General features: G+C 32.8%; 28 protein-coding genes. All 28 read left to right on the forward strand.

Annotated elements, in window-relative coordinates; all coding sequences use genetic code 11:
- Positions 1-255 precede the first annotated feature (255 nt).
- The 28 genes from dprA to fliR all read left to right on the forward strand — a co-directional run bounded on the left by dprA (position 256) and on the right by fliR (position 24,680).
- The gene (gene dprA / locus ERL59_RS00005) at positions 256-1,371 is read left to right on the forward strand and encodes a DNA-processing protein DprA (protein ID WP_160643211.1); all 1,116 of its coding nucleotides are present in this window, start codon (positions 256-258) and stop codon (positions 1,369-1,371) included.
- A gap of 63 nt (positions 1,372-1,434) precedes the next feature.
- Positions 1,435-3,504, forward strand: coding sequence for a type I DNA topoisomerase (gene topA / locus ERL59_RS00010; RefSeq protein WP_160643212.1), 2,070 nt, complete (start codon positions 1,435-1,437; stop codon positions 3,502-3,504).
- Positions 3,505-3,555: 51 nt separating this feature from the next.
- A complete protein-coding gene (trmFO, locus tag ERL59_RS00015) occupies positions 3,556-4,872 on the forward strand; it encodes an FADH(2)-oxidizing methylenetetrahydrofolate--tRNA-(uracil(54)-C(5))-methyltransferase TrmFO (protein WP_160643213.1) in 1,317 nt (438 codons plus the stop codon).
- Positions 4,873-5,110: 238 nt separating this feature from the next.
- Entirely contained in the window at positions 5,111-5,656 is a 546-nt protein-coding gene (gene hslV, locus ERL59_RS00020; RefSeq protein WP_160643214.1) for an ATP-dependent protease subunit HslV, read from the forward strand.
- Positions 5,657-5,667: 11 nt separating this feature from the next.
- The gene (hslU, locus tag ERL59_RS00025) at positions 5,668-7,065 is read left to right on the forward strand and encodes an ATP-dependent protease ATPase subunit HslU (protein WP_160643215.1); all 1,398 of its coding nucleotides are present in this window, start codon (positions 5,668-5,670) and stop codon (positions 7,063-7,065) included.
- Between the two features lie 28 nt (positions 7,066-7,093).
- Positions 7,094-7,870, forward strand: a complete 777-nt coding sequence (codY, locus tag ERL59_RS00030; RefSeq protein ID WP_160643216.1) for a GTP-sensing pleiotropic transcriptional regulator CodY — start codon at positions 7,094-7,096, stop codon at positions 7,868-7,870.
- A gap of 254 nt (positions 7,871-8,124) precedes the next feature.
- Positions 8,125-8,532 (forward strand): flagellar basal body rod protein FlgB, encoded by a 408-nt coding sequence (flgB, locus tag ERL59_RS00035; RefSeq protein ID WP_160643217.1) that lies wholly within the window; start codon positions 8,125-8,127, stop codon positions 8,530-8,532.
- Positions 8,532-8,984 carry a flagellar basal body rod protein FlgC gene (flgC, locus tag ERL59_RS00040; RefSeq protein ID WP_160643218.1) on the forward strand — a complete coding sequence of 151 codons (453 nt, stop codon included), beginning with the start codon at positions 8,532-8,534 and terminating at the stop codon, positions 8,982-8,984. Before flgB ends, flgC begins: the two co-directional genes overlap by 1 nt.
- Positions 8,985-9,071: 87 nt before the next feature.
- Positions 9,072-9,377: a flagellar hook-basal body complex protein FliE gene (gene fliE, locus ERL59_RS00045; RefSeq protein ID WP_328699876.1), complete on the forward strand. Its 306-nt coding sequence runs from the start codon at positions 9,072-9,074 to the stop codon at positions 9,375-9,377.
- Between the two features lie 41 nt (positions 9,378-9,418).
- Positions 9,419-11,032, forward strand: coding sequence for a flagellar basal-body MS-ring/collar protein FliF (gene fliF / locus ERL59_RS00050; RefSeq protein ID WP_160643220.1), 1,614 nt, complete (start codon positions 9,419-9,421; stop codon positions 11,030-11,032).
- Positions 11,033-11,046: 14 nt separating this feature from the next.
- The gene (gene fliG, locus ERL59_RS00055; RefSeq protein ID WP_160643223.1) at positions 11,047-12,054 is read left to right on the forward strand and encodes a flagellar motor switch protein FliG; all 1,008 of its coding nucleotides are present in this window, start codon (positions 11,047-11,049) and stop codon (positions 12,052-12,054) included.
- Complete coding sequence (locus ERL59_RS00060) at positions 12,047-12,865, forward strand: FliH/SctL family protein (RefSeq protein ID WP_160643225.1); 819 nt, start codon at positions 12,047-12,049, stop codon at positions 12,863-12,865. The genes fliG and ERL59_RS00060 overlap by 8 nt, the downstream gene beginning before the upstream one ends.
- Entirely contained in the window at positions 12,858-14,177 is a 1,320-nt protein-coding gene (gene fliI, locus ERL59_RS00065; RefSeq protein WP_160643227.1) for a flagellar protein export ATPase FliI, read from the forward strand. Before ERL59_RS00060 ends, fliI begins: the two co-directional genes overlap by 8 nt.
- 12 nt (positions 14,178-14,189) lie before the next feature.
- On the forward strand, positions 14,190-14,621 hold the full coding sequence (locus ERL59_RS00070) for a flagellar export protein FliJ (RefSeq protein ID WP_160643229.1): 432 nt from the start codon (positions 14,190-14,192) through the stop codon (positions 14,619-14,621).
- A 40-nt stretch (positions 14,622-14,661) separates the two neighbouring features.
- The gene (locus tag ERL59_RS00075; protein ID WP_160643231.1) at positions 14,662-15,555 is read left to right on the forward strand and encodes a MotE family protein; all 894 of its coding nucleotides are present in this window, start codon (positions 14,662-14,664) and stop codon (positions 15,553-15,555) included.
- A 37-nt stretch (positions 15,556-15,592) separates the two neighbouring features.
- Positions 15,593-16,990 carry a flagellar hook-length control protein FliK gene (locus tag ERL59_RS00080; protein ID WP_160643233.1) on the forward strand — a complete coding sequence of 466 codons (1,398 nt, stop codon included), beginning with the start codon at positions 15,593-15,595 and terminating at the stop codon, positions 16,988-16,990.
- Between the two features lie 29 nt (positions 16,991-17,019).
- Complete coding sequence (locus tag ERL59_RS00085; protein WP_160643235.1) at positions 17,020-17,583, forward strand: flagellar hook capping FlgD N-terminal domain-containing protein; 564 nt, start codon at positions 17,020-17,022, stop codon at positions 17,581-17,583.
- The gene (locus ERL59_RS00090) at positions 17,580-17,960 is read left to right on the forward strand and encodes a TIGR02530 family flagellar biosynthesis protein (protein ID WP_328699878.1); all 381 of its coding nucleotides are present in this window, start codon (positions 17,580-17,582) and stop codon (positions 17,958-17,960) included. The genes ERL59_RS00085 and ERL59_RS00090 overlap by 4 nt, the downstream gene beginning before the upstream one ends.
- A gap of 86 nt (positions 17,961-18,046) precedes the next feature.
- The gene (gene flgG, locus ERL59_RS00095; protein ID WP_160643237.1) at positions 18,047-18,877 is read left to right on the forward strand and encodes a flagellar basal body rod protein FlgG; all 831 of its coding nucleotides are present in this window, start codon (positions 18,047-18,049) and stop codon (positions 18,875-18,877) included.
- A 126-nt stretch (positions 18,878-19,003) separates the two neighbouring features.
- The gene (locus ERL59_RS00100) at positions 19,004-19,225 is read left to right on the forward strand and encodes a flagellar FlbD family protein (protein WP_160643239.1); all 222 of its coding nucleotides are present in this window, start codon (positions 19,004-19,006) and stop codon (positions 19,223-19,225) included.
- Positions 19,225-19,662, forward strand: coding sequence for a flagellar basal body-associated FliL family protein (locus tag ERL59_RS00105; RefSeq protein ID WP_160643241.1), 438 nt, complete (start codon positions 19,225-19,227; stop codon positions 19,660-19,662). The genes ERL59_RS00100 and ERL59_RS00105 overlap by 1 nt, the downstream gene beginning before the upstream one ends.
- 31 nt (positions 19,663-19,693) lie before the next feature.
- Positions 19,694-20,695 (forward strand): flagellar motor switch protein FliM, encoded by a 1,002-nt coding sequence (fliM, locus tag ERL59_RS00110; protein WP_160643243.1) that lies wholly within the window; start codon positions 19,694-19,696, stop codon positions 20,693-20,695.
- Entirely contained in the window at positions 20,685-21,899 is a 1,215-nt protein-coding gene (fliY, locus tag ERL59_RS00115; RefSeq protein ID WP_160643245.1) for a flagellar motor switch phosphatase FliY, read from the forward strand. Before fliM ends, fliY begins: the two co-directional genes overlap by 11 nt.
- Positions 21,900-21,915: 16 nt before the next feature.
- A complete protein-coding gene (locus ERL59_RS00120; RefSeq protein WP_160643247.1) occupies positions 21,916-22,278 on the forward strand; it encodes a response regulator in 363 nt (120 codons plus the stop codon).
- A gap of 93 nt (positions 22,279-22,371) precedes the next feature.
- Positions 22,372-22,932, forward strand: coding sequence for a flagellar biosynthetic protein FliO (locus ERL59_RS00125; RefSeq protein ID WP_160643249.1), 561 nt, complete (start codon positions 22,372-22,374; stop codon positions 22,930-22,932).
- Entirely contained in the window at positions 22,925-23,602 is a 678-nt protein-coding gene (fliP, locus tag ERL59_RS00130) for a flagellar type III secretion system pore protein FliP (RefSeq protein ID WP_235929741.1), read from the forward strand. Before ERL59_RS00125 ends, fliP begins: the two co-directional genes overlap by 8 nt.
- A 16-nt stretch (positions 23,603-23,618) precedes the next feature.
- Positions 23,619-23,888 carry a flagellar biosynthesis protein FliQ gene (gene fliQ, locus ERL59_RS00135; protein WP_160643253.1) on the forward strand — a complete coding sequence of 90 codons (270 nt, stop codon included), beginning with the start codon at positions 23,619-23,621 and terminating at the stop codon, positions 23,886-23,888.
- A 15-nt stretch (positions 23,889-23,903) separates the two neighbouring features.
- Entirely contained in the window at positions 23,904-24,680 is a 777-nt protein-coding gene (gene fliR, locus ERL59_RS00140) for a flagellar biosynthetic protein FliR (RefSeq protein ID WP_407925661.1), read from the forward strand.
- Positions 24,681-24,685 lie beyond the last annotated feature (5 nt).

Raw genomic sequence — 24,685 nt, forward strand, 5'->3', positions numbered from 1 at the left:
GATATAGAAGGTTTTTTTACAAGGATTTATAAATATTTTCAATGAAGGCCTCTACTAACTACTGCGAAGTTCGTCGAATAAGAAATATAAAACACTTCCATATGCTAAAAATAGGAATCAGCACATTTTGTTTTGCAATTCGACATCAGCACATCTAAAATTTATTTATACGTGATTTCCTTCTAAAAATATGTATAATAGGAATAAAGTTCTAAATTTATATAGAAATGTTTTTTTCTATGGAGGAGATGAGAAATGGAATCTCGTAATATTCTATTTGGATTACATGAGTTGAATGGTATTGGATGGAAAACGATACAATTGATTTTTCAATCCATAAAACATAATGAAAACTTAGAAATAGGATTGGAAAAACTTATAAGTAATGATGAAAATACATTAATTAAAAAATACAATCTTCCTCAAAATAAAGCTCAAATCATTACAAAAAATTTGAATTTAAACTTCATTCAGTGTAGATTAGAAATATATAAAAATGAAAACATCTCATTTTTAACGATTTTTGACGACGATTATCCAAAAATACTAAAGGAAACACCTAGTCCTCCGTGGGTCATTTATTACAAAGGGAATTTAAATATTTTGGACAATAATAAATTAGCAATTGTTGGGACAAGATATCCTACAGTATATGGAAAAATGATTACAGAAAAACTAGCAAAGCAATTATCTAATTTAGGATTTTGTATAGTAAGTGGATTAGCAAGAGGAATAGACAGTATTTCTCATAAAGCTGCTTTAGAACATTCAGGTTCAACTATTGCAGTTTTAGGTTCAGGTATAGATGTTGTATATCCTTCAGAAAATAAACATTTATATGAATCTGTTGCGAATAAAGGTTTAATAATTTCTGAATTTCCATTGGGAACAAAACCACATCCAGGTTTATTTCCACAGCGTAATCGGATCATTGCTGGTTTATCTTTAGGTACAATTGTCATTGAAGCAGCTGAAAAAAGCGGCTCATTAATTACAGCAGATCAAGCTTTAGAAATGTCAAGGGATATCTTTGCAATACCTGGTCCAATTACTTCACCAAAAAGTCAAGGAACTTTGTCATTGATTAAACAAGGGGCAAAAATGGTAACCTCTTTAGAAGATATAGTTGAAGAATATGAGCATATGATGAAAATAAGTTACAATGAAGAAGCTTTAACTACAAGTAAATCTTTAAGTAAAGAAGAGCAAAAAATTGTTAAATTCATAACTTCAGAACCTATCACTTTTGAACAAATATTACATAAAAGTAATTTTACATTTGGACATTTACACTCAGTTCTGTTATCTTTACTTATGAAAAATGTGATAATTCAATTACCAGGATCAAAATTTGTAACAAAAAGTTCATAACACTAAAAATTTAAATAACTTTTACATTATAAAGTTAATCTTTCATTAGGGGGGGATGAGACTATGGCGGATTCATTAGTCATTGTTGAGTCACCAGCAAAAGCAAAAACCATAAGTAAATATTTGGGAAAAAAATTCATTGTTAAAGCTTCAATGGGACATGTTAGAGATCTTCCTAAAAGTCAAATTGGTGTTGAAGTTGAAAATCAATTCTCTCCTAAGTATATTACCATTCGTGGAAAGGGTTCAATTCTTAAAGAATTAAAAGATGCTAGAAAAAAAGTAAAAAGAGTTTTTCTTGCAGCTGACCCTGATCGAGAGGGTGAAGCAATTGCTTGGCACTTAGCACACTATTTAGATGTATCAGAAAAAGAATCATGTCGAGTTGTATTTAATGAAATTACGAAAGAAGCAGTAAAGGACGCCTTTAAAACACCAAGACCGATCAATATGGACTTGGTGAATGCTCAGCAAGCTAGACGTATATTAGATCGATTAGTTGGTTATAAAATAAGTCCTTTATTATGGAAAAAAGTAAAAAAAGGTCTATCAGCAGGACGTGTTCAATCAGTAACCGTAAAATTAGTTATAGATAGAGAGAATGAAATCAATGAATTTGAACCTAAAGAATACTGGTCTATAACAGCTGTACTTTCCATTCATGGTAAAACTTTTGAAGCAAAATTCCATGGAAAGGATGGAAAAAAACTAGAATTAAATAGTGAGACTGAAGTTAATGAAATTTTGCAATTGATAAAAGATGCACAATATATTGTAAAAAATGTAAAAGAAAAGGAACAATATCGTAATCCAGCAAAACCTTTTACTACTAGCTTACTGCAACAGGAAGCTGCTAGAAAATTAAATTATAGAGCTGCAAAAACGATGCAAGTCGCACAGCAGTTATATGAAGGTGTAAATATTGGCAAAGGTGGAAGTGTAGGATTAATTACTTATATGCGTACAGATTCACCACGTATTTCTCCATTCGCACAGGAGGAAGCAAAATCTTATATAAAAGAAAAGTTTGGAGACAAGTTTGTTCCAAACACTCCTAGAGTTTATGGAAAAAAGAATTCAAATGCTCAAGATGCACATGAAGCCATAAGACCTACTTCAACATTAAGAGATCCTGCTAGTTTAAAACCTTATTTAAGTAGGGATCAGTTTCGATTATATAAATTAATTTGGGAAAGATTTGTGGCAAGTCAAATGGCTTCAGCTATACTAGATACAATGTCTGTAGATATTGAAGTTAATAACACAACATTTAAAGCAAGTGGATCCAAGATTAAATTTCAAGGTTTTATGAAGGTGTATGTGGAAGGAAACGATGAAGGTGTTAAAGAGGATCATAAATTTCTACCTGAGTTAAAATCAGGTGATGTGCTTGAAAACAACAAAATAGATCCTAAACAACATTTTACTCAACCTCCTCCACGTTATACAGAGGCTAGGCTAGTTAAAACTTTAGAAGAGCTTGGAATTGGACGTCCCAGCACTTTCGCACCTACACTTGATACTATTCGTAGAAGAGGATACGTAGCATTAGAGGATAAAAAGTTCGTACCTACAGAAATGGGAGAGTTAGTAATCCAGTTGATGGAAGAGTTTTTCCCAGAAATATTAAATGTTGAATTCACTGCCAACATGGAAGAAGAACTCGATGATATTGAAGAAGGAAAAGAATTTTGGGTAAATGTTCTTGAAGAATTTTATTCTCCATTTAAAAAGCGACTAGATGTTGCAGAAGAAGAAATGAAAGAAATTGAAATTGAAGATGAAGTTTCTGATGAGATATGTGAGAAATGTGGACGTCATTTTGTTTATAAAATGGGGAGATTTGGAAAATTTTTAGCATGTTCAGGATTTCCAGATTGTCGCAACACAAAACCTATTGTTAAAGATATAGGTGTTACCTGTCCATCGTGTAATAAAGGGCAAATCGTTGAACGAAGAAGTAAAAAGGGCAGGGTATTTTATGGTTGTAACCAATATCCTGAATGTGAATTTGTTTCATGGGATAAACCTACGGATATAAAATGTCCAGATTGTTCTGCACATTTAGTTGAAAAAAGAAATAAAAAAGGGACTTACTTAAAGTGTTCTAATTGTGATTACAAAAAAGAGTAATCATTAGAGGGTGATCTTTGAACTTTTAGTCACTGCTAGGGGGATAATATCTTGTCAGATAAACAACATGTGAACGTAATTGGGGCAGGGCTTGCAGGAAGTGAAGCGGCCTGGCAAATAGCAAGTAGAGGTGTTTCAGTTACTTTATATGAAATGCGCCCTGTGCGACAAACTCCTGCTCACCATACAGATAAATTTGCCGAACTTGTTTGCAGTAATTCACTAAGAGCAAATAGTCTAACAAATGCAGTAGGGATTCTAAAGGAAGAAATGAGAAGTTTGAATTCCATTATTATTAATAGTGCAGATCAAAATCAAGTACCTGCTGGTGGAGCTCTCGCTGTTGATCGAGATGGTTTTGGGGAAGCAATAACGAGCACTTTACGGAATCATCCTCTTATTGAAGTATTAAATGAAGAAGTTAAAGAAATACCAGAAGGTACTACCATTGTAGCATCAGGTCCTCTTACCACACCAGAACTTTCAGATCATATCAAACAGATGTTAGGACATGAGTATTTTTATTTTTATGATGCTGCAGCTCCAATTATTGAAAAAGATTCTATTGATTTAAATAAGGTTTTTTATGCATCAAGATATGATAAAGGTGAAGCTGCCTATTTAAATTGTCCAATGAATGAAGAAGAATTCAAAAGTTTTTATGAAGCGTTGATTACCGCGGAAACCGCACCTGTGCAAGACTTTGAAAAAGGAATGTTTTTTGAAGGGTGCATGCCTATTGAAGTCATGGCAGCGAGAGGTGAAAAAACAATCTTGTTTGGACCTATGAAACCTGTTGGCTTGATTGACCCTAATACAGGGCAACAGCCATACGGAGTAGTTCAATTACGACAAGATAACACTGCAGGGACACTATTTAATATGGTTGGTTTTCAAACTCACCTAAAGTGGGGAGAGCAAAAAAGAGTATTTTCAATGATACCTGGGCTTGAGAATGCAGAGATCGTTCGTTATGGAGTGATGCATAGAAATACATTTATCAATTCTCCCCAACTGTTAAAACCGACATACCAATATAGAAATAAAGAGAATCTATTTTTTGCAGGCCAAATGACTGGGGTTGAGGGCTATGTTGAATCTGCTGCTGCTGGATTGATTGCAGGTATAAACGCTGTAAAAGTGGCTAAAAACGAAGAAACTATAGTTTTCCCAAGAGAAACTGCTTTGGGTAGTTTAGCAAATTATATTACAACAGCAGATTTTAAACACTTTCAACCAATGAATATGAATTTTGGTTTATTTCCTCCCTTGGAAAAAAGAATTAAAAATAAAAAGATGAAAAATGAGATGATTGCAAAAAGAGCGATTGATGGAATTAAAAAATTTAAACAATTGGATATGCACTAACTTGTAAGACAATCTTTGTTTATGATAAAATTAGGATGTTTTAGCAACATAACATATCTTACTGTATACTTATATTAAGATCTCCGTGAGGAGGTTTTTTTAAAGAAAACTTCATGATATTTAAATGCAAAATGATCAATGGTTACTTTAATCCCGCAAATATTTTTGTGGGTTTCACTTTTTGGAAATTAAATTTGTAGATGTGCAATATTGTGGGGGATGAGGGAGGTTTATATTAATGAATCAAGGGTTTCATGCAACGACGATTTGTGCCGTACGTCATAACGGTAAGGGTGCAATTGCTGGAGACGGTCAAGTTACATTTGCAAATAGTATGGTGATGAAACATCAAGCTAAGAAAGTTCGAAGATTATATAAAGGTAAAGTAGTTGCAGGTTTTGCAGGCTCCGTCGCTGATGCCATTACGTTATTTGAGAAATTTGAAGGGAAACTAGAAGAACATCAAGGTAATTTACAGCGATCCGCAGTAGAGCTTGCAAAAGAATGGCGCTCTGATAAAGTACTTCGAAAATTAGAGGCAATGATGCTTGTGATGGATGAGCATTCCTTATTGTTAATTTCAGGGAATGGCGAAATCATAGAACCTGATGATGGTATATTGGCCATTGGTTCTGGGGGTAGTTTTGCTCTAGCTGCTGGAAGAGCAATGAAACGTCATGCAGATCATTTGGAAGCAAAACAAATTGCTGTAGCTTCTTTAGAGCTTGCAGCAGAGATTTGTGTATATACTAATAATAATATTATTGTAGAAGAGATTGGATAGGAGGGATGAGTATGAATAATCAAGCATTAACCCCTAAACAAATTGTGGAAGAATTAGATAAATATATTGTTGGGCAAAAAAATGCGAAAAAATCAGTGGCAGTTGCTTTAAGAAACCGATATCGTAGAAGTCAACTTGAAGAAAATATGAGAGATGAAATTGTTCCAAAAAATATTTTGATGATTGGTCCAACAGGAGTAGGAAAGACAGAAATTGCTAGAAGATTGGCCAAATTAGTTGATGCTCCATTTATAAAGGTGGAAGCTACTAAATTTACAGAAGTAGGTTATGTAGGTAGAGATGTTGAGTCCATGATACGTGATCTTGTAGAGACCTCAATCAGAATGATTAAAGCAGAGAAAACAGAATTAGTAAAAGAAAAAGCAGAAAAGATGGCCAATGACAAAATTGTGTCTTTAATAGCGCCTTCAAAAAATAAATCCAAACATCAGAAAAATCCTTTAGAAATGTTATTTGGAAACCAGAATCAAAAAGTTGAAGAACCTGATGAAGAAAGTACGGATGATCTTATGAGTAGAAGATCCTCCTTAAAGGAAAAACTTCATAAAGGACTACTTGAAGATGAAGTGATTGAAATCAATGTTGAAGATAATGCCCCTTCTATGTTTGATATGTTTGCAGGTCAAGGGAACGAGCAGATGGGTTTTAATATGCAGGAATTATTCGGAAATATTATTCCTAAAAAAACAAAAAAACGCAAACTTCCAATAAAAGAAGCAAGAAAGATTCTAACACAACAAGAAGCTCAGAAATTAATTGATATGGATGAAGTAATACAAGAATCAGTGAATAGAGCTGAGCAACTTGGGATGGTATTTATTGATGAAATCGACAAAATTACGATTTCAAATCGAGGATCAGGACCTGATGTTTCTAGAGAAGGTGTCCAGAGAGATATTCTGCCGATCGTTGAAGGTTCCACCATAATGACCAAATATGGACCTGTTAAAACCGACTATATACTGTTTATAGGTGCAGGTGCTTTTCATACATCAAAACCTTCTGATATGATCCCAGAGCTGCAAGGTAGATTTCCAATTCGTGTGGAGTTAAATAATCTTACATTGGAACAATTTGAATTGATATTGAAAGAACCTAAAAATGCACTGACAAAACAATACACAGCACTTCTGGAAACAGAAGGTATTAAAATAGAGTTCTCAAAAGACTCCATCACTGAGATCGCAAAAATTGCAGCAGAAGTGAATCAAAATACAGATAATATTGGTGCGAGGAGGTTGCATACGATACTGGAAAAATTGCTTGAAGATCTATCATTTGAAGCTCCTGATTTAAATTTGGAGTCTTTTATTATCACACCTGAATATGTAAATGAGAAATTAATGGATATTGCAAAAAATAAAGATTTAAGTCAATACATTTTATGATGTAACAAATTTAGGAGGAAATAGCAGGATGAGACTAATACGCAAAACCCGCAAATTAAACAAGTTATTACAAAAGGCTGCGGGTAAAGCAGTGAACTTTACTGAAATGTCAGAAGTACTTGATGGAATAATAGATGCAAATATTTTTGTTATTAGTAGAAAGGGTAAAGTATTGGGGCGATCCATTTCTAATCCTTTCCAAACAGATGAACTAAATAAAATGGTCTACGAGGAACATCGTTTAACGCAAGAATGTAATGAATTGTTTTTAAAAATTTATGAAACGGTCACAAATGTCGACATCAATAATTCAGCAGACCCAATGATACAAAAATTAGCAGGAATATTTGAAGGGTTTCATATAACTATTGTCCCAATTATTGGTGGGAGAGACAGACTTGGGACTTTAGTATTAACAAGAATGGGAGAAAAGTTTGATGATGATGATCTGATTTTGGCAGAATATGGATCTACTATAATAGGAATGGAAATTTTGAGGGAAAGATCCATAGAAATTGAAAAAGAAGCAAGAAGTAAAGCTTCTGTTCAAATTGCAGTTAGTTCACTTTCTTATAGTGAATCTGAAGCTGTTGAATATATTTTTAATGAGCTGGATGGATATGAGGGTTTATTAGTGGCAAGTAAAATCGCTGACCGTGTTGGTATAACAAGGTCTGTTATAGTAAATGCTCTGAGAAAATTAGAAAGTGCGGGAGTGGTTGAGACAAGGTCTCTTGGAATGAAAGGGACTTATATTAAAATATTAAACGAGCAGTTACCTGAAACGATTGTTAATGCACATTAAAAAATAGTATTATTAATACTTATCCAATCTTTATAAAAGGTTAATATTGTATGATTTTGAAAAAGTCCTTTTTTTAAAAATAGGACTTTTTCCTTATTGTGTAAGTTTTTTTGCAGGATTAAATTATAGAATATAGCTTATTCGATAATAAATGATATTTTTTTTGTTTATTTTGTCGAAAAATAAAGGGATATTATCAATATTTGTTGAATAGTTTATCATTATAAACACTATATGTTAGGGCGGTTATTGCATTGGAATTATTAGTAAATCAATCCTTCAAATTATTGGAGCGTTCACTGGATGCTTCTACATTAAAGCAGAATGTGATCACAAATAATATTTCAAATGTAGACACGCCTTTTTTTAAAAGGTCTGATGTTCTATTTGAATCATTATTACAAAAAGAAATGAATAAAAATACAAAATTTGAAGGGACTAGAACCCATAGTAAACATTTTGTTATTGGTAATGAACAATCGACGATTGATCCAAAGGTAGTAAGAGATGACAAATCTGTATTTAATAATAATAATAATAATGTTGATATTGAATATGAAATGGCATTATTAGCAGAAAATCAATTGAGATATAACTTATTAATTCAACAGTTAAACCATGAAATTAAACTGAAACGCTTAGCGATAGGGGGTAGGGCTTAGTGAATTTGACAAATAGCTTTAATAATAGCTCATCAGCATTAACAGCACAACGATTAAGAATGGATATTATTTCTTCCAATATTGCTAATGCTGAAACGACAAGAGGTAAATTGGTTGATGGAGAATGGATTCCATATCAAAGAAAAGTTGTCATAACAGAAGCGGGTGGTCAACCTTCATTTGATAAAGTGTTTCAATCTAAATTAAGTAACAGATCAGTAGGGAATGGAGTGAAAGTTACTCAAATAGTAGAAGATCAATCTCCATTTAAGCGAGTATACCAACCATCACATCCTGACGCAAATGAAGAAGGATTTGTATACATGCCCAATGTAGATATACTGAAGGAAATGGTAGATATGATTTCAGCTACCCGTTCATATGAGGCAAATGTTACAGCATTAAATGCGTCAAAATCAATGTTTATGAAAGCATTAGAAATAGGTAGATAAATGTGTATACATAATTAAGTAGTTTTTCTTTTTCTTTTATTATTATCGGCAAGTGTTTAAATAAAGTTAAATATGGAGGAAAACATAGTGATTAATAAGGTATCCCAACAGCCCATTGAGTTTAATGGAACTAGTATAAAAAATCAGCAAAGTTTAAGTGGAACCAACTTAGGTAAGCAGTTTGGCAGTTTTCTCAATCATGCTATTCAAGAAATGAATCTAGAAGAACAGAAGGTAAGTCAGTTAAATTCTCAATTTATTCAAGGTGGGAATGTTGATCCTCATGAATTATTAATTGCTTCTCAAAAGGCCTCTTTAAATTTGGAGTTAACGATTGAGGTGCGGAACAAAGTCGTTGAAGCATATCAAGAAATAATGAGAATGCAAATTTAAACAACTTAGCGAATGGTTATTGATATTTGTGAGGTGACAAGGTGAACGAAACAATTAGTCGTTATTGGGGGAAAGTGATTCAATTTTGGAAACAGATAAGTTTAAAACAAAAGATTATGATGGGAATCCTCTTCCTTGTAACACTACTGATCATTGCAATCGTAATTTTTAACTTATCAAGAACAGAATATTCACTAGCATATACTGATTTGACACCTGCTGATGCAGCATCTATTCAGGAATATCTAACTTCAAACAACATACCATATCAATTTTCAAATGATCTAAAAAGTGTAGGTATACCAAGTACATATTTAACCGACGTAAAATTAGCTGTAGCATCACAAGACTTAATTGTTGATGGTTCACAGGGTTTTGATATATTCAAAGAAAATATGTCTACTTTTGGCGGCATAACTGAAAATCAATTTGAAATTTTAAATACCGATGCTCGAGCAGGAGAAATTGAGCAATTAATCAATGCAATAGAGGGTGTTAGTTGGTCAAAGGTTGTCTTAAATCTACCAGAGGAAAGTGTTTTTATTTCTCCTTCAGGAACGGAGGAACAATCCTATGCTTCTGTTATTATCAGTTTTAAAAGAAATTATAGAATTGAGCAGCCTTTGATAGATACTATATATAATTTAGTGAGAACAAGTGTCAGAAACCTACCTATGGAGAATATAACCATCTCATCAGATTTAACAGGTGAATTACTGCCTTCATCTAGAACAAATGCAAGCAGTGGCATTCAAACTGCTGCTGTGGTGCAACAGATGCAAATTAAAAAGCAATATGAGTTAGAAATTCAAAGAAATGTTCAAAATTTCTTGAAGCAAATTTTTATTGGAGATGAACATATTGCAGTAAATGTATTTTCTACTTTAAATTTTGACCAGGTTAATACTCAAGAAACAAGATTCGAACCTTTTGATGACGATGATCAGAAAGGGATTGTAAGAAGCATAGAGGAAATTCAAAAATCTTATACTGGTGAGGATAATCCTACAGGTGGTATTACAGGGACAGGGGATAATGATATTCCTAACTATGTTGCTACTGATAATAATGGCGTAACTAGTGAGGAAGAGAGTGAAAGTAGAATTAATTATGAAATAGATGAGATCACTAGCTCTATCATTAAAAGTCCATATGTTGTGCAAGATTTAACGATATCTGTAAGTATACCTTCACAGAATGTTTCTACTTCAGCTAATGGAACTCAAAATAACTCAGTTTCAGATGAAGTTAAAAAATTATTAGTTAATATAGTTTCTGCTTCTTTAGCAGATAGTGGTAAGCAATTTACTGAAGATCAGATTGCTCAGAAAGTAACAGTAATTTCACGCCCATCCAATGGTCAATTATTGGGTGAACAAGATCCATCGGGAACACCTCCATGGGTATTCGGATTAGGTGCTGTAGCTTTAGCATTAGTCGCTGGTGGAACATTTGTTGCATTTAGAAGGAAACAACAACGTGAAACTCTTTTTGAACAAGAAGAATTAGCCTATACTTCTGAGAATGATCTTTCTAACTTGGAAATTCCTACTAAGGCCTTAGATGATGAAGTGAAGAGACAATTAGAGCATCTAGCAAAAAGTAAACCAGATGAGTTTGTAAAAATTTTACGGACTTGGTTAGCAGATGAGTAAAAGGAGGATATATTATGGCTAAGGCACAATTATCTGGAAGACAAAAAGCTGCCATTCTTTTAATCTCTTTAGGAACTGAAACATCTGCTGAAGTTTTTAAACATCTAAAAGAAGAAGAAATTGAACAATTAACATTGGAAATTGCAAATGTAAGAAAAGTGAACAGCATTGAAAAAGAGAATATTATGAGTGAGTTTTACCAAATTTGCATTGCTCAAGATTATATTTCTCAAGGTGGAATTAGTTACGCTAAAGACATATTAGAAAAAGCTCTAGGTCATCAGAAAGCAGTTGATATTTTACATCGTTTAACTTCAACGCTGCAAGTACGACCATTTGACTTTGCTAGAAAAGCAGAGCCGGCACAAATATTAAATTTTATACAAAATGAAAATTCTCAAACAATAGCTCTAGTACTGTCACACCTCGACTATGAGAAAGCATCAGTTATTTTATCTTCGCTGCCCCAAGATAAGCAGGCTGATATAGCTAGAAGAATTGCAACGATGCAAAGTACTACTCCTGAGGTAATTAGGCAAGTAGAACGAATACTAGAACAGAAACTATCAGCTACAGTAAGTGAAGATTATACTTCATCAGGTGGAATTGATGTCATCGTCGAAATTTTAAACGGTGTTGACCGTGCTACTGAACGTACGATTTTAGAATCAATGGAAATTCAAGACCCAGTTCTTTCAGAGGAAATCAAAAAGCGCATGTTTGTATTTGAGGATATCGTGAACTTGGACAATCGATCTATTCAACGAATTATTCGTGATTTAGATAATCATGATTTACAGCTTTCATTAAAAGTATCAAGTGAAGAAGTACGAGATACTATTTTCAAAAACATGTCAGGTAGAATGGTTGAAACCTATAAAGAAGAAATGGAATTTATGGGTCCGGTGCGATTGCGTGATGTAGAAGAAGCACAAACTAGAATTGTATCAGTTATTCGCCGACTTGAAGAAACGGGAGATATCGTTATTTCAAGAGGTCTGGGAGATGATATTATTGTCTAATCTCATTAAATCTACTAGTTATATTTCTTTAGAAGACAAAAAAAAACTAGAGTGTTCAAGTACTTACATAAATCAAGATTTAATCCAAGTTCAGGAAAGGTTACAACAGTTAGAAGAAGATTCTGAAGTCTTGTCCAAAAGAGATGAGATATTGAAGGAAGCACAAGCTATAGCAAGTAAACAAATAGAAGAAGCAAAAACTGAAGTTGTTGCTATAAAAGATGAGGCTGAAAAAGAAATAGAGTTATGGTGGTCTGAGAAAAGGGAACAGGATAAACAAATTGTTCAAGAAATGAAAGCAAAAGCAGTTGAGCAGGGTATAAAAGAGGGAACAGAACATGCGGAAGAGAAAGTTCATGAACAATATTCAGATTTGATCAATCAGGCAAGTTTAATTATTAAGACAGCTTACGAAGAGAAGGAAAAGATTATTCAAGAGGCAGAACCATTTCTCGTTGATTTGAGTTGTGCCATTGCTGAAAAGGTGATTCATAAAGAACTTCAAGATTCCAAAGAAGTAGTTATACAAATGATTAGTAAAATATTAACCAGAAGAAATGAAGAAGGGGTTATTAAGTGTTCTGTTGCACCAGATCAGTACGATTACATAAAAAATGCAAAAGAAGAACTGATCCTCTCACTAGATCCTGGAGCTGAATTGCAAATTGTTCCTGATGTTAGTTTAAAAGGCTTTGACTGTGTTATTCATTCTACATTTGGAAGTATTGACGCTAAGGTAGATACGCAATTATCAGAAATAAAAAATAAATTAAAAGAAATTACTAGAAAATGTGATGAACAAGATGGATGAAATTAACCTAAATGTAAAGAAATATATTGAGCACCTAAATCATATAGAAACCGTTCGGTTTAATGGAAAGGTTACCCAAGTCATTGGATTAACTGTTGAGTCTGAGGGACCAGAAGCAAAAATAGGCGATGTTTGTCACATATATCCTGATCGATCAAAAAAGCCTGTCTTAGCTGAAGTTGTAGGTTTTCGAAACCATAAAGTCATATTGATGCCGATCGGTGACTTAAATTCTATTGGTCCTGGTTGTGATGTAGTTAGTTTAGGAAAGCCGTTAAATGTTAAAGTAGGTCATGAGTTATTAGGAAAAGTTTTAAATGGGCTTGGGGAACCATTGGATGGCTCTAAACTTCCTCCTAATATGACGCTGTATAATACAAACAACTTACCAAAAAATCCATTGAAGAGACCAAGAATTACAGAACCAATTAGTGTAGGCATCCGAAGCATAGATGGGCTGTTAACAGTAGGAAAGGGTCAAAGAGTAGGGATATTTGCAGGATCAGGTATTGGGAAGAGCACGATTCTAGGCATGATTGCTAGAAATACTTCTGCTGATATCAATGTAATTGCTTTAATAGGAGAACGTGGTAGAGAGGTTATGGATTTTATAGAAAGAGACCTAGGACCAGAGGGACTGGCTAGATCAGTTGTTATTGTAGCCACTTCAGATCAGCCAGCGTTAATTCGTATAAAGGGTGCACTAATAGCAACTACAATTGCAGAGTTTTTTAGAGATCGTGGTTTGAATGTCATGTTAATGATGGATTCAGTAACCCGTTATGCAATGGCATTAAGAGAGGTTGGTTTAGCAGTAGGAGAACCTCCTACTACAAGGGGATATACCCCTTCAGTGTTTGCAAATCTTCCTAAACTTCTTGAACGTGCAGGTACAAGCTCAAAAGGTTCAATTACCGCTTTTTATACTGTGTTAGTAGATGGGGACGACATGAACGAACCTGTCGCAGATACAGTAAGAGGGATCTTGGATGGACACATTGTATTAGATCGAAATTTAGCCAATAAAGGCCACTATCCTGCAATCAATGTATTGTCTAGTGTGAGTCGTGTAATGAAGGAAATCGTATCTAAAGATCAGCAAACATCTGCAGATCACTTAAAACGTTTATTATCAGTTTATACAGAATCAGAAGATTTAATTAATATAGGGGCATATCAAAAGGGATCAAATTCAGAGATAGACCGATCATTAAGTTATATGAAGGATATACTTGGTTATTTACAACAATCAACGGATGAAAGAGTTACTTTTGAAGATGCAAAACAATTATTATTGAATCATTTTTCATAGGAGTTGATGATATTGGTTTATAAATACCCAATGCAGAAGATTGTTGACTATAAAAATAATTTGAAAATACAAGCTGAATGGAAGCTTACTGAAGCTATGAGTCAATTAAATTCTGAAAATGAGAAATTGTCTAAATTACAAAGTCAAAAAAACAATCAATATCAGGAACTATTTTCAACATTCAAAGATAAAACCTCAATTTCTGATTTGCAAAATATGTCCAGCTATATCTTGTATTTGAATCATCATATACAAAAACAACATGAGGGTTTGAAAAATGCAGAAATGGCTGTAACTAATAGCAAAGATGGTTTGAAGAAGCAAATGATAGATGAAAAAGTGTGGGTGAATGCAAGAGAAAAATCATATACAGCGCATATGGAAAAAACTTTAAAAAAAGAAACTATGGAACTAGATGAGATTGCTATACGTGTTCAAAGATAAATATCTACTAGATACAGCATATATGATAGGAGGGTTATAGGTGGAGGAGATAAAAATAGAAGGATCATCTATGGGTGTATTTTCAAAAATATTCTATTGGGTTCTGATACCTGTTATTTTTACCACCATACTTATTTTTGTATTGCTTTCCATATCTGACTTGAATGTACTAAATATGGTTTTAAAAGTTGGAAATAAAATTCCATATGTAGAAACTATAGTACCCGATGTAGAAGAATCTGAGGTTGCAGAATTATCGGATAAAGAAAAAAATGAAATGTTAATAGAATCTATTGAACTAGAGTTAGATAAAGTACAAGCTGAATTGGTAAGAGAATTAGAAATAAGCAAAGAGAAAAATCAAGTAATAAACGAACTACATGTGAAAATCGATTTATTGGAAGATCAATTAACTGATAAAATTACTGTGGATGAATATGCTGAAAAAATTAAAGAAACATCTAAAATATATGCAGATATGATACCAAGCAAAGCCGCATCTATATTTGAAAGCTTAACAATGAGCGAAACAGTGCTTATGTTAAATGCAATGAATAAAGATAATCAGGTTAAAATTTTAGAAAAAATGAACCCAGAAGCAGCTGCAGAAGCATCCATTCTTTTGAAAGATACCGTTCCAGTTAAGGATCAACAAATTGCTGCTTTACAAGCTCGACTGAAAGAAGTGGAAAACGAAACGCCAAAGGATAAGCCTTTAACAAGTGGAGAATTGAGTCTAACTATTGCAACAATGGTTCCAGAAAATGCGGCTTCCATATTATTAGAAATGAAAAAACAAAATCAAGATCTAGTTTTAGATATATTGCGTGAAACAGATATAAGGCAACGTTCCAATATCATTCAAGTTATTTCTGAAATATCTGAAGCAGATGCTGCAGAATTTTTGACTTTATTAGCAAAAGAAAAACCATAAGTTCATGCTTTTATTGAAAGGAGGTGAGATACATAAAATGCAGACACCTTTGATGCATCATTTTAGCAATAATTCAAATTATTCTTTATCAAATAGTTCCACAAATGTCGTAAAGAACATATCAAATAGTGATTTTATGAGAACATTAACTGCTATAAAAGATGTAAATAAAACTCAAGAAGAAGGATTGATAGATTTTCAAGATATTCCTATGGAAGAGTTATTACAATCATTTTTGACTGAATTGATATCTTTGGACTTATCAAACTTAAATCTTATGACTGATTCTGAGAGCATTGCTGAGGAAGCTAACATCAAAATGTTAGAACAATGGTTAGAAGAGTCTAATTCCAAACAATCATTATTGACTGTTATTGCATTGTTTAATCAACTAAGTCATGATGTTCAGGAACGGCTTTCTCTGGAAGGGAATATGACTGAAAAATTTGCAAAACCTTCACTTGAGCTTCTGAAGTTGACAGTGGATACTACTAATAATCAGTTGCAAAATCTTTCAGATCCATTACATAATATGCAATTTAAAGAACATAGTACAAAATTTAATTTAAAAGATTTATTTGATCTTTCTCCTGAATCATTAGAATTAATAAACAAAGTAATAAATGACACAGAGAAAAAATCTTCTTTGCAATTTATTCAGTTGTTTAAAGCTATATCTAAAACAACAAATACAAACTATGATTCTACAGATGTTTTGACAGATAAAGTGTTAATAAATATATTACAAAAAACATTAAAAGCTTATCAATCCAATTCATCAGAGTTTAAATCATCTTTACAAAATGAACAAACTTCATTAGGAAGGTTAGAACAACAAATGACTTTAATGAACCAAATCTTATATCAAACAAATGATATACCTAATGAAGAAATACAACCTCCTAGAAATCACAATGTTGTTGTTCACAACGATCTAGCTCGACCGACCAACTTGGAGGTAGTAAAGCAACCGATAGAAGCTCGAAATTTTACTCAAGAGATGAGTCAATTTGTATTTAAGACCATTAGATTTTCTCAATTTAATGGTATAGCAGAAGCTAGAATTTCATTAATACCTGAGCAATTAGGGCAAGTTGATGTTCATATGAAATTGGAAAATGGGCAGTTAGTCACTCAGTTTATGGCAGACAAATTGATTGGTAAAGAAATGATTGAAAGCCAGTTGCCTCAATTAAGGATTGCCTTACAAAATCTTGGTATTCAGGTTGATAAAGTGGAGGTGGTTCAGATGAATTCTACTTCATCTTCAATGTTATTTCAGGGTGAGACTAATCAGCAATTTTCACAGCAATATAAACAACAAGATCAGAATTCTAATAGATACAACAATTTTTTACATGATGATTTGGAAATAGATATGTTAAATGAGAGTTTGATGAATATAAGTGGTAGAGGTTTTGATGTGACCGCATAAATATTTATTTGAAGGAGGAGGAAAGGAACATGTCCACTTATATACCTGGTGTCACTAATGTGTGGCCTAATTATTCTTCTGTAAATCAAAACATTACAACATCTGAAGAACAAAATAATCTTGGTAAAGATGAATTTTTAACTCTTCTTGTTGAACAATTGAAATATCAAGACCCCTTAGAACCATTAAATGATCAAGAGTTTATAGCACAGATGGCTCAGTTTAGTTCTTTGGAACAATTGATGAACATGAGTGAAGAAATTCAAATGTTACGTCAATCTATCGGGATTTCCTCAGATATGATAGGAAAAGAGGTTACGTATAGTTATTTTGATACTTTGTCACTTGAGATCATTACTAAAACAGGTATTGTTGAATCAATCAGTATTAAAGATGGGGCACAGTTTGCTGTCGTTGAAGGGGAAGAAATTCCATTAGATTATATAACTAAAATTTCTGAATCAACTGTTTCTAATGAATCTATTAATAATGAGGGTACGAATAGTGAAGAAGATAATATAGAAGTTAATTTAAACTTCGATACTATTGAAGACATAGTAGCGGAAGTTGATAACGGAGTGAATGAAAAGTGATCGATAGAAAAATGATAGGTCATTTACAAACGAATCAAATTCCACCAAATCTAACAAATAAAAATCATTCTTTATCAAAACAGCACAAAAATCAAACTTTTGAAAAATTACTTCAAGACGAAATGTTACATTTCAGCCATCATGCAGAGCAAAGATTAAAACAAAGAGGTATCCAGTTACAGCCAGATCAAATTCAAAAAATAAACAATGCCATAAATAATGCATCTGCAAAAGGAGCTAAAGATTCTTTGATCTTATTTGATAATACAGCATTTATTGTTAATATCAAGAATCGAACAGTTGTGACAGCCATCGATAGTAATTCCTTAAAAGATCATGTATTTACAAAAATTGACAGTGCTTTAGTTATTAAATAATTTATTAGGCTGGACCTTATAGGAGGCCTATGGTTGTGGACGGACAGAAGCAACCAGTTCAACTATAAATAGTAGGAGTGATTTAAATGCTTAGATCTTTATATTCCGGAATATCTGGAATGCAAGGCTTTCAAACAAAATTAGATGTCATTGGTAATAATATCGCAAATGTGAATACAACAGGTTTTAAAGCTGGAAGAGTGATGTTCCAAGACGTTTTAAGCCAACAAATTTCAGGTGGAACTGCTCCAAACGATGTAACTGGTGGAAGTAACGCAAAGGAAATTGGACTGGGTGTTACTGTAGGAGCGATTAATACCATCCATACGCCTGGTAGCGCAATGACTACAAACGTACCAACAGATCTCAGAATTGATGGTGATGGATTTTTTGCTGTTGCTCCTAATTCAGATGTTGAGACATCTTATTTAACAAGAGCTGGGAATTTTTCAATGGATGCAAATGGAAATATAGTTAATGCAAATGGAATGTTTTTACTAGATTCAGATGGAGAAATTATTACGATAGATACAGAAGAAGTGACATCATTTTATATTGCTCAAGATGGAGAAATTGTTTCTGTAAATGTTGATGGAGTATCAGAAGGAACTGACATTCGAATCGGTATCGCCAAAGTTACAAATCCTTCGGGTCTTGAAAAGTTAGGTGGAAACTTATATAGAGTTACACCAAATTCTGATGCAGAAGCGGAAGATCCTTTGGATTTAATAGTGCAAGCTAATGATCCTGACATTGGGACAGGTTCTATAATTTCAGGTCAGTTAGAAATGTCAAATGTAGATTTAACTGCTGAATTTTCCGAAATGATTGTTGCTCAGCGCGGATTTCAATCTAACTCTAGAATAATCACAACATCCGATGAGATTCTTCAAGAAATAGTTAACTTAAAACGATAATCCATGAACTCCTTTTATAATTTTGGAGAATATGAACAGTAAGTAAGGATAACTTGAAGAGAATTCAGTGGGTGGAAGTTTGACTACCCCACTGAATGGCTTCAAACTATCAAATGGAGGGAAATGATGATTACTGTGACTCGAATCAATGGAAGAAAAGTTTCTATTAATGCCTTACTAATTGAAACTATTGAAGAAATACCAGAGACAATAATAACGCTAACCAACGGAAAAAAAATACTGGTTCTCGAGAAGGTAAAAGATGTGATAGTATTAATTAAAAACTACCTTCATGATATTGGTATAATGAATGCTACGATAAAATTCCAAAATGCGGAGGGGTCATAGTGTCAAGAAATCTTTTATTCTCACTCATATTTATTTTGGTATTTATTACTTTAATTATTTTATCAGCATTTATATTTTGGGATTGGGTTAAAAAAGAACCTTTATCATCTGAGAATCCAAGTGCACAAGAGATTCAAGAACTAACTGTTTTTATGGATGATGTAACAACGAATCTATCTGATCTAAACTATTTAATAAGAATAAGTTTTGCGTTTCAACTTGATAATAAGCATGCAAAAGAGGAATTAGAAGCGTCAATACATATAGTAGAATCAAATGTCATTCGTTTATTAGCAGATACCAAAGCGAATGAGATGAGTGATAGTGAAGATTTAGATTTAATCATAAACAAACTGAAGGATATCATTAATCCAATTCTAACAGAAGGTACATTAGAGCAAGTTCACATTACAGATCGAGTTGTTAGTCGAATATAAAAGTGCTAACCGTGCTTAAGGAGTGGTTTAATTGGTAGATATTCTATCTCAGAATGAAATTGATGCTTTATTAACTGCTCTTTCTTCTGGTGAGATGGATGCAGAGGAGCTAAAAAAAGAGGAATCTGCAAAAAAGATAAGAGCATATGATTTTAAAAGAGCAGTTCGGTTTTCAAAGGATCATATCAGAAGTTTATCAAGAATTCATGAGAATTTTGCAAGATACTTAACAACATATTTTTCGGCACAATTAAGAACTTTTATGCAAATTAAAGTCGTTCAAGTTGAACAGCTGCCATATGATGAATTTATCCGTTCTATTCCAAAAACGACGATTCTAAATATATTTGAAGCTGAACCCTTAAAAGGAAGGATGTGTTTGGAAGTACATCCTAACATTGCTTATGCCATGATTGATCGTTTACTGGGAGGCGTTGGGACAAATCCTTCAAACGTTACGACTTTGACAGAGATTGAAACCATGGTGTTAGAAAGAATATTTACAAGAGCATTTGATAGTTTTAAAGAAGCATGGAAATCAGTGATTGATGTTACACCGAAACTTACTGCTCTGGAGACAAATCCACAATTTATTCAAATTGTTTCTCCAAACGAAACGATCGCGCTTATATCTATGAGAACAAACATTGGAGATTTTTCTGGAATGATGAATTTGTGTATACCACATGTTGTCATTGAACCTATTATGTCTAGATTATCTGATCATCATTGGTTTATATCAGAAAAAAAAACAGAAAAAAATCCTGTTGAAATTGAAGCTCTACAGAAAAGAATACATAATACTACGTTACCTGTTGTTGCTCAGTTAGGAAATTCCAGCCTATCCGTTCATGAATTTTTAAATATAGTTGAAGGCGATGTTATTAAATTAGATAAATCAATTCAAAGAGGGCTGACATTAAGTATAGGCACCAAGGAAAAATTCATCGGAAGGCCAGGTGAATTAAATGGGAAATTAGCAATAAAAATAGAAGAAATTTTAAATGATGAGGAGGGTGGAAATGAACAGTAAGAACTTATTAACACAAGAAGAAATAGACGCATTACTTAACCAACCGTCCGAACTAAAAGAATCAATGGATATCCATCAATATTTATCTTCGTTGGAAATGGATGCTCTTGGTGAAATTGGAAATATTACATTTGGAAGTGCAGCTACAGCATTATCTACATTAATTGGGCAAAAAGTGGATATTACAACACCAAATGTTTCTATAGCCTTAAAAGAAGAATTAAAAAAAGAATTTAAGCATCCTCATCTAGCTGTGCACGTAAAATATATTGCTGGTTTGGAGGGAATTAATTTATTAGTCATCGCCGAAGAAGATTCAAAAATCATTGCAGATCTTATGTTAGGCGGGGATGGTACAAACATAGCAGATAAAATTACTGAAATTCATATCAGTGCAGTTCAAGAAGCAATGAATCAAATGATGGGATCATCAGCTACATCCATGTCAACTATTTTCAACCGTACTGTAAATATATCACCTCCAAGTATAAATGTTATAGACACGGATCATCAAAGAGGTTTACCTTCAGATGATGTGGTAATAAAAGTATCTTTTAGATTGAAAATCGCTAATCTGATAGATTCAACGATTATGCAGCTAGTTACGATACCATTTGCTAAAAATTTAGTCAGCAGTTTAATAGGGGGCGACGAAGAACAGTTTGAAGAACAGATTGAAGAACAGAATGAAGAACAGAATGAAGAACAGAATGAAGAACAAAATAAAGAAGATTGGACTGTAGAAAGTACATTAGAATCAGATTCATCATCTAATTTATCACAATCTTTACAGCAACAAGAAGTTAACAGATCATATAAAGAAATGAATAAAGTTCATCAGAAACAACAGAGTTTAGATAATAATCATTCTAAGAACTCAAATGTTAACGTACAGCAAGTTCAATATGAAAACTTTACTCAAACTAATGTAACGCATTCAGATCAAGTAAACTTGGATTTATTACTTGATATCCCTCTGAATGTCACAGTAGAATTAGGAAGAACTAAAAAAAAGGTCAAAGAGATTTTGGAATTAACTCAGGGATCGATTATTGAATTAGATAAATTAGCTGGTGAGCCCGTAGACATTCTAGTTAATGACAAAAACATTGCTAAGGGTGAAGTGGTTGTCATAGATGAAAACTTCGGTGTCAGAGTAACTGAAATAATAAATCAAGTCGATCGACTAAATAAAATACAATAATTACGGAGGGAATTATATGGCTAACAAAATTTTAATCGTTGATGATGCTGCTTTTATGAGAATGATGATCAAAGATATTTTATCAAAGAATGGGTTTGATGTTGTAGGTGAAGCTATTGATGGTTCACAAGCAATAGAAAAATATAGAGAACTTCAACCAGATCTAGTTACAATGGATATTACAATGCCTGAATTGGATGGTATTGAAGCACTCAAAGAAATTAAAAAAATGGATCCTAACTCTAAAGTTATTATGTGTTCTGCAATGGGTCAACAAGCGATGGTGATTGATGCTATTCAAGCAGGAGCTAAAGATTTTATAGTAAAACCTTTCCAAGCAGACCGTGTAATCGAAGCAATTAAGAAAACACTTAGTTAATAGATGTAATTTAAGGTAAGCCTTCATTATATAGTATTTTGATACAAATAACTCGATAGGTTTTCGTACATCAATAGAAAGGATTGTTCATTTTTGGTTACGCTCAAAAATACAACCTATACTTTAAATAAACTAATGTCCCCCCCTTTAAATAACCGTGTAGAGGGATTAACAGAACAATTTGTCTTTGTTTTTTTTGTGTTGTTATTAATTATTGTTTTGATTTTTTTAGTTATTAAGTTTCTAACTAAAAATACCATGTTGTCTAATCGTTTAATCAAACACTTAGGTGGAATTAAACTTGGTCAAAAGAATTCAATTCAAGTCATTGAGTTTGGTGGAGATATTTATTTGGTTGGGGTAGGTGATGATGTACAACTTATTGATAAAATTGATCAAATAGAAAAGATTAATCTTATTAAACAGACGTTAAATACAAATCATAAATCTATCAATTTTTTGGATTATAAATCATTATTCAATGGGTTGAAAAAAAATAAAGCAGAGGAAATCATACATACAGAAAATCAAACTAATTCTACTTTTCATGAAGTTATTTATGAGAAAATAAATAACGTAAAGAAAAGAAATGAAAAAATCGATTCTATGTTAATAAACGACAAAAATAAAGATCGGGAGAATGAAGATGATTAACAAACTTACTTTGCCAATCATTCCCGAAATACCTGGAATCGAGCCTTCAAATACAGTTACAATTTTAATCCTTATAACAATTTTGAGTATTGCACCTGCAATTCTCTTATTGATGACAAGTTTTACTCGAATCGTAATTGTGCTTGGCTTTGTTAGAACGAGTTTGGCAACTCAACAGATGCCACCCAATCAAGTTTTAATTGGTCTCGCATTGTTTATAACATTATTTGTTATGGCTCCAACGATAGGGGATATTAACGAAAATGCATTACAACCCTTGTTAAAAGAAGAAATTGATCAAACACAAGCTTTTGTAAATGCATCAAATGAAATGAAAGAATTTATGGTTCCACATACAAGGGATCAAGATTTGTTACTGTTTTTGGAATATGCCAATATTGAAAAACCAGAGACGATATATGATATACCACTAACAGCCTTAATTCCTGCTTTTGCAATTAGTGAATTAAAGACCGCATTTGAAATGGGGTTTATGATATTTATTCCTTTTTTAATTATTGATATGGTAGTATCTAGTGTATTAATGTCCATGGGAATGATGATGTTGCCGCCAGTTATGATTTCTTTACCCTTTAAAATATTATTGTTTATTCTAGTAGATGGCTGGCACCTAGTAGTCAAATCGTTGTTGCTTAGCTTTAATCCATAGTGCAAGGGAGATATTTATGACTTCAAATTTTATAATTGGTTTAGCTGCAGAAGCTGTTTGGATTGTATTAAAGGTAAGTGCTCCGATGATATTACTCGCTTTGGCTATTGGATTAATCGTTAGTATATTACAAGCTACAACACAAATACAAGAGCAAACTTTAGCGTTTGTACCTAAAATCGTGGCCGTATTCGTTGCACTTTTAATTTTTGGTGAATGGATTTTAACGGTTTTAGTAGATTTCACTACAAATTTGTTTAATAATTTATATTTATTTATTGGGTAGGTTTTCTTCATGTATATAGACCTTGTTCTTCAATATTTACCTAATGTCATGCTGATTTTTTGTCGAATAACATCATTTTTTGTAGTTTCTCCTATCTTTTCATTTAGAGGACTACCTGCACAATATAAAATTGGATTGTCTTTATTTATTACGTTATTAACTTTCATGTCTATTGGATTAGAGGTACCAGTGCCGGTTAATAATGAATACATAACTTTTATTTTAAGAGAGATTTTGGTAGGGTTACTACTTGGGTTTACAGCCTATCTTTTTTTTACAGTTGTTCAAATTGCTGGTGCTTTTGTTGACCTTCAGATGGGATTTGGTATGGCTAATGTAATGGACCCCATAACTGGTGTTCAAACGCCAATACTTGGTAATTTCAAGTACATGTTAGCCATTACGTTGTTTTTAATTATGAATGGACACCATTTATTGTTGCGTGCCATTATGGATAGCTATGAATGGGTTCCATTATCAAATGGACTTTTTATAAATATTTATGATGGTGACATTTCCACATTCATTATTTCAACCTTTACAAATGTGTTTTTTTTAGCATTTCAGATGTCTGCCCCTTTAATAGCTGTTTTGTTTTTGGTAGATGTTGCATTGGGAATGTTAGCTAGAACAGCTCCTCAGTTTAACTTATTTGTTATTGGTATACCGATTAAAATTATGGTTGGTTTGTTCGTGTTATTTACATTGGTCACTGGCTTTTTGTATTTATATGAAGACTTGTTTGAGAAAATGTTTAAGAGATTAGTAGAGTTGTTTATGATTTTACAATAACTTTA

This window comes from Chengkuizengella marina, from assembly GCF_009910845.1.
GTDB classification, from domain to species: domain Bacteria; phylum Bacillota; class Bacilli; order Paenibacillales; family KCTC-33759; genus Chengkuizengella; species Chengkuizengella marina.

Excerpts from the sequence above, each read along its gene's own strand:
- dprA (WP_160643211.1), top strand. The coding sequence starts at position 256 with ATGGAATCTCGTAATATTCTATTTGGATTACATGAGTTGAATGGTATT.
- topA (WP_160643212.1), top strand. The coding sequence starts at position 1,435 with ATGGCGGATTCATTAGTCATTGTTGAGTCACCAGCAAAAGCAAAAACC.
- hslV (WP_160643214.1), top strand. The coding sequence starts at position 5,111 with ATGAATCAAGGGTTTCATGCAACGACGATTTGTGCCGTACGTCATAAC.
- hslU (WP_160643215.1), top strand. The coding sequence starts at position 5,668 with ATGAATAATCAAGCATTAACCCCTAAACAAATTGTGGAAGAATTAGAT.
- codY (WP_160643216.1), top strand. The coding sequence starts at position 7,094 with ATGAGACTAATACGCAAAACCCGCAAATTAAACAAGTTATTACAAAAG.
- fliG (WP_160643223.1), top strand. The coding sequence starts at position 11,047 with ATGGCTAAGGCACAATTATCTGGAAGACAAAAAGCTGCCATTCTTTTA.
- fliI (WP_160643227.1), top strand. The coding sequence starts at position 12,858 with ATGGATGAAATTAACCTAAATGTAAAGAAATATATTGAGCACCTAAAT.
- ERL59_RS00080 (WP_160643233.1), top strand. The coding sequence starts at position 15,593 with ATGCAGACACCTTTGATGCATCATTTTAGCAATAATTCAAATTATTCT.
- ERL59_RS00085 (WP_160643235.1), top strand. The coding sequence starts at position 17,020 with ATGTCCACTTATATACCTGGTGTCACTAATGTGTGGCCTAATTATTCT.
- flgG (WP_160643237.1), top strand. The coding sequence starts at position 18,047 with ATGCTTAGATCTTTATATTCCGGAATATCTGGAATGCAAGGCTTTCAA.
- ERL59_RS00100 (WP_160643239.1), top strand. The coding sequence starts at position 19,004 with ATGATTACTGTGACTCGAATCAATGGAAGAAAAGTTTCTATTAATGCC.
- fliY (WP_160643245.1), top strand. The coding sequence starts at position 20,685 with ATGAACAGTAAGAACTTATTAACACAAGAAGAAATAGACGCATTACTT.
- ERL59_RS00120 (WP_160643247.1), top strand. The coding sequence starts at position 21,916 with ATGGCTAACAAAATTTTAATCGTTGATGATGCTGCTTTTATGAGAATG.
- fliP (WP_235929741.1), top strand. The coding sequence starts at position 22,925 with ATGATTAACAAACTTACTTTGCCAATCATTCCCGAAATACCTGGAATC.
- fliQ (WP_160643253.1), top strand. The coding sequence starts at position 23,619 with ATGACTTCAAATTTTATAATTGGTTTAGCTGCAGAAGCTGTTTGGATT.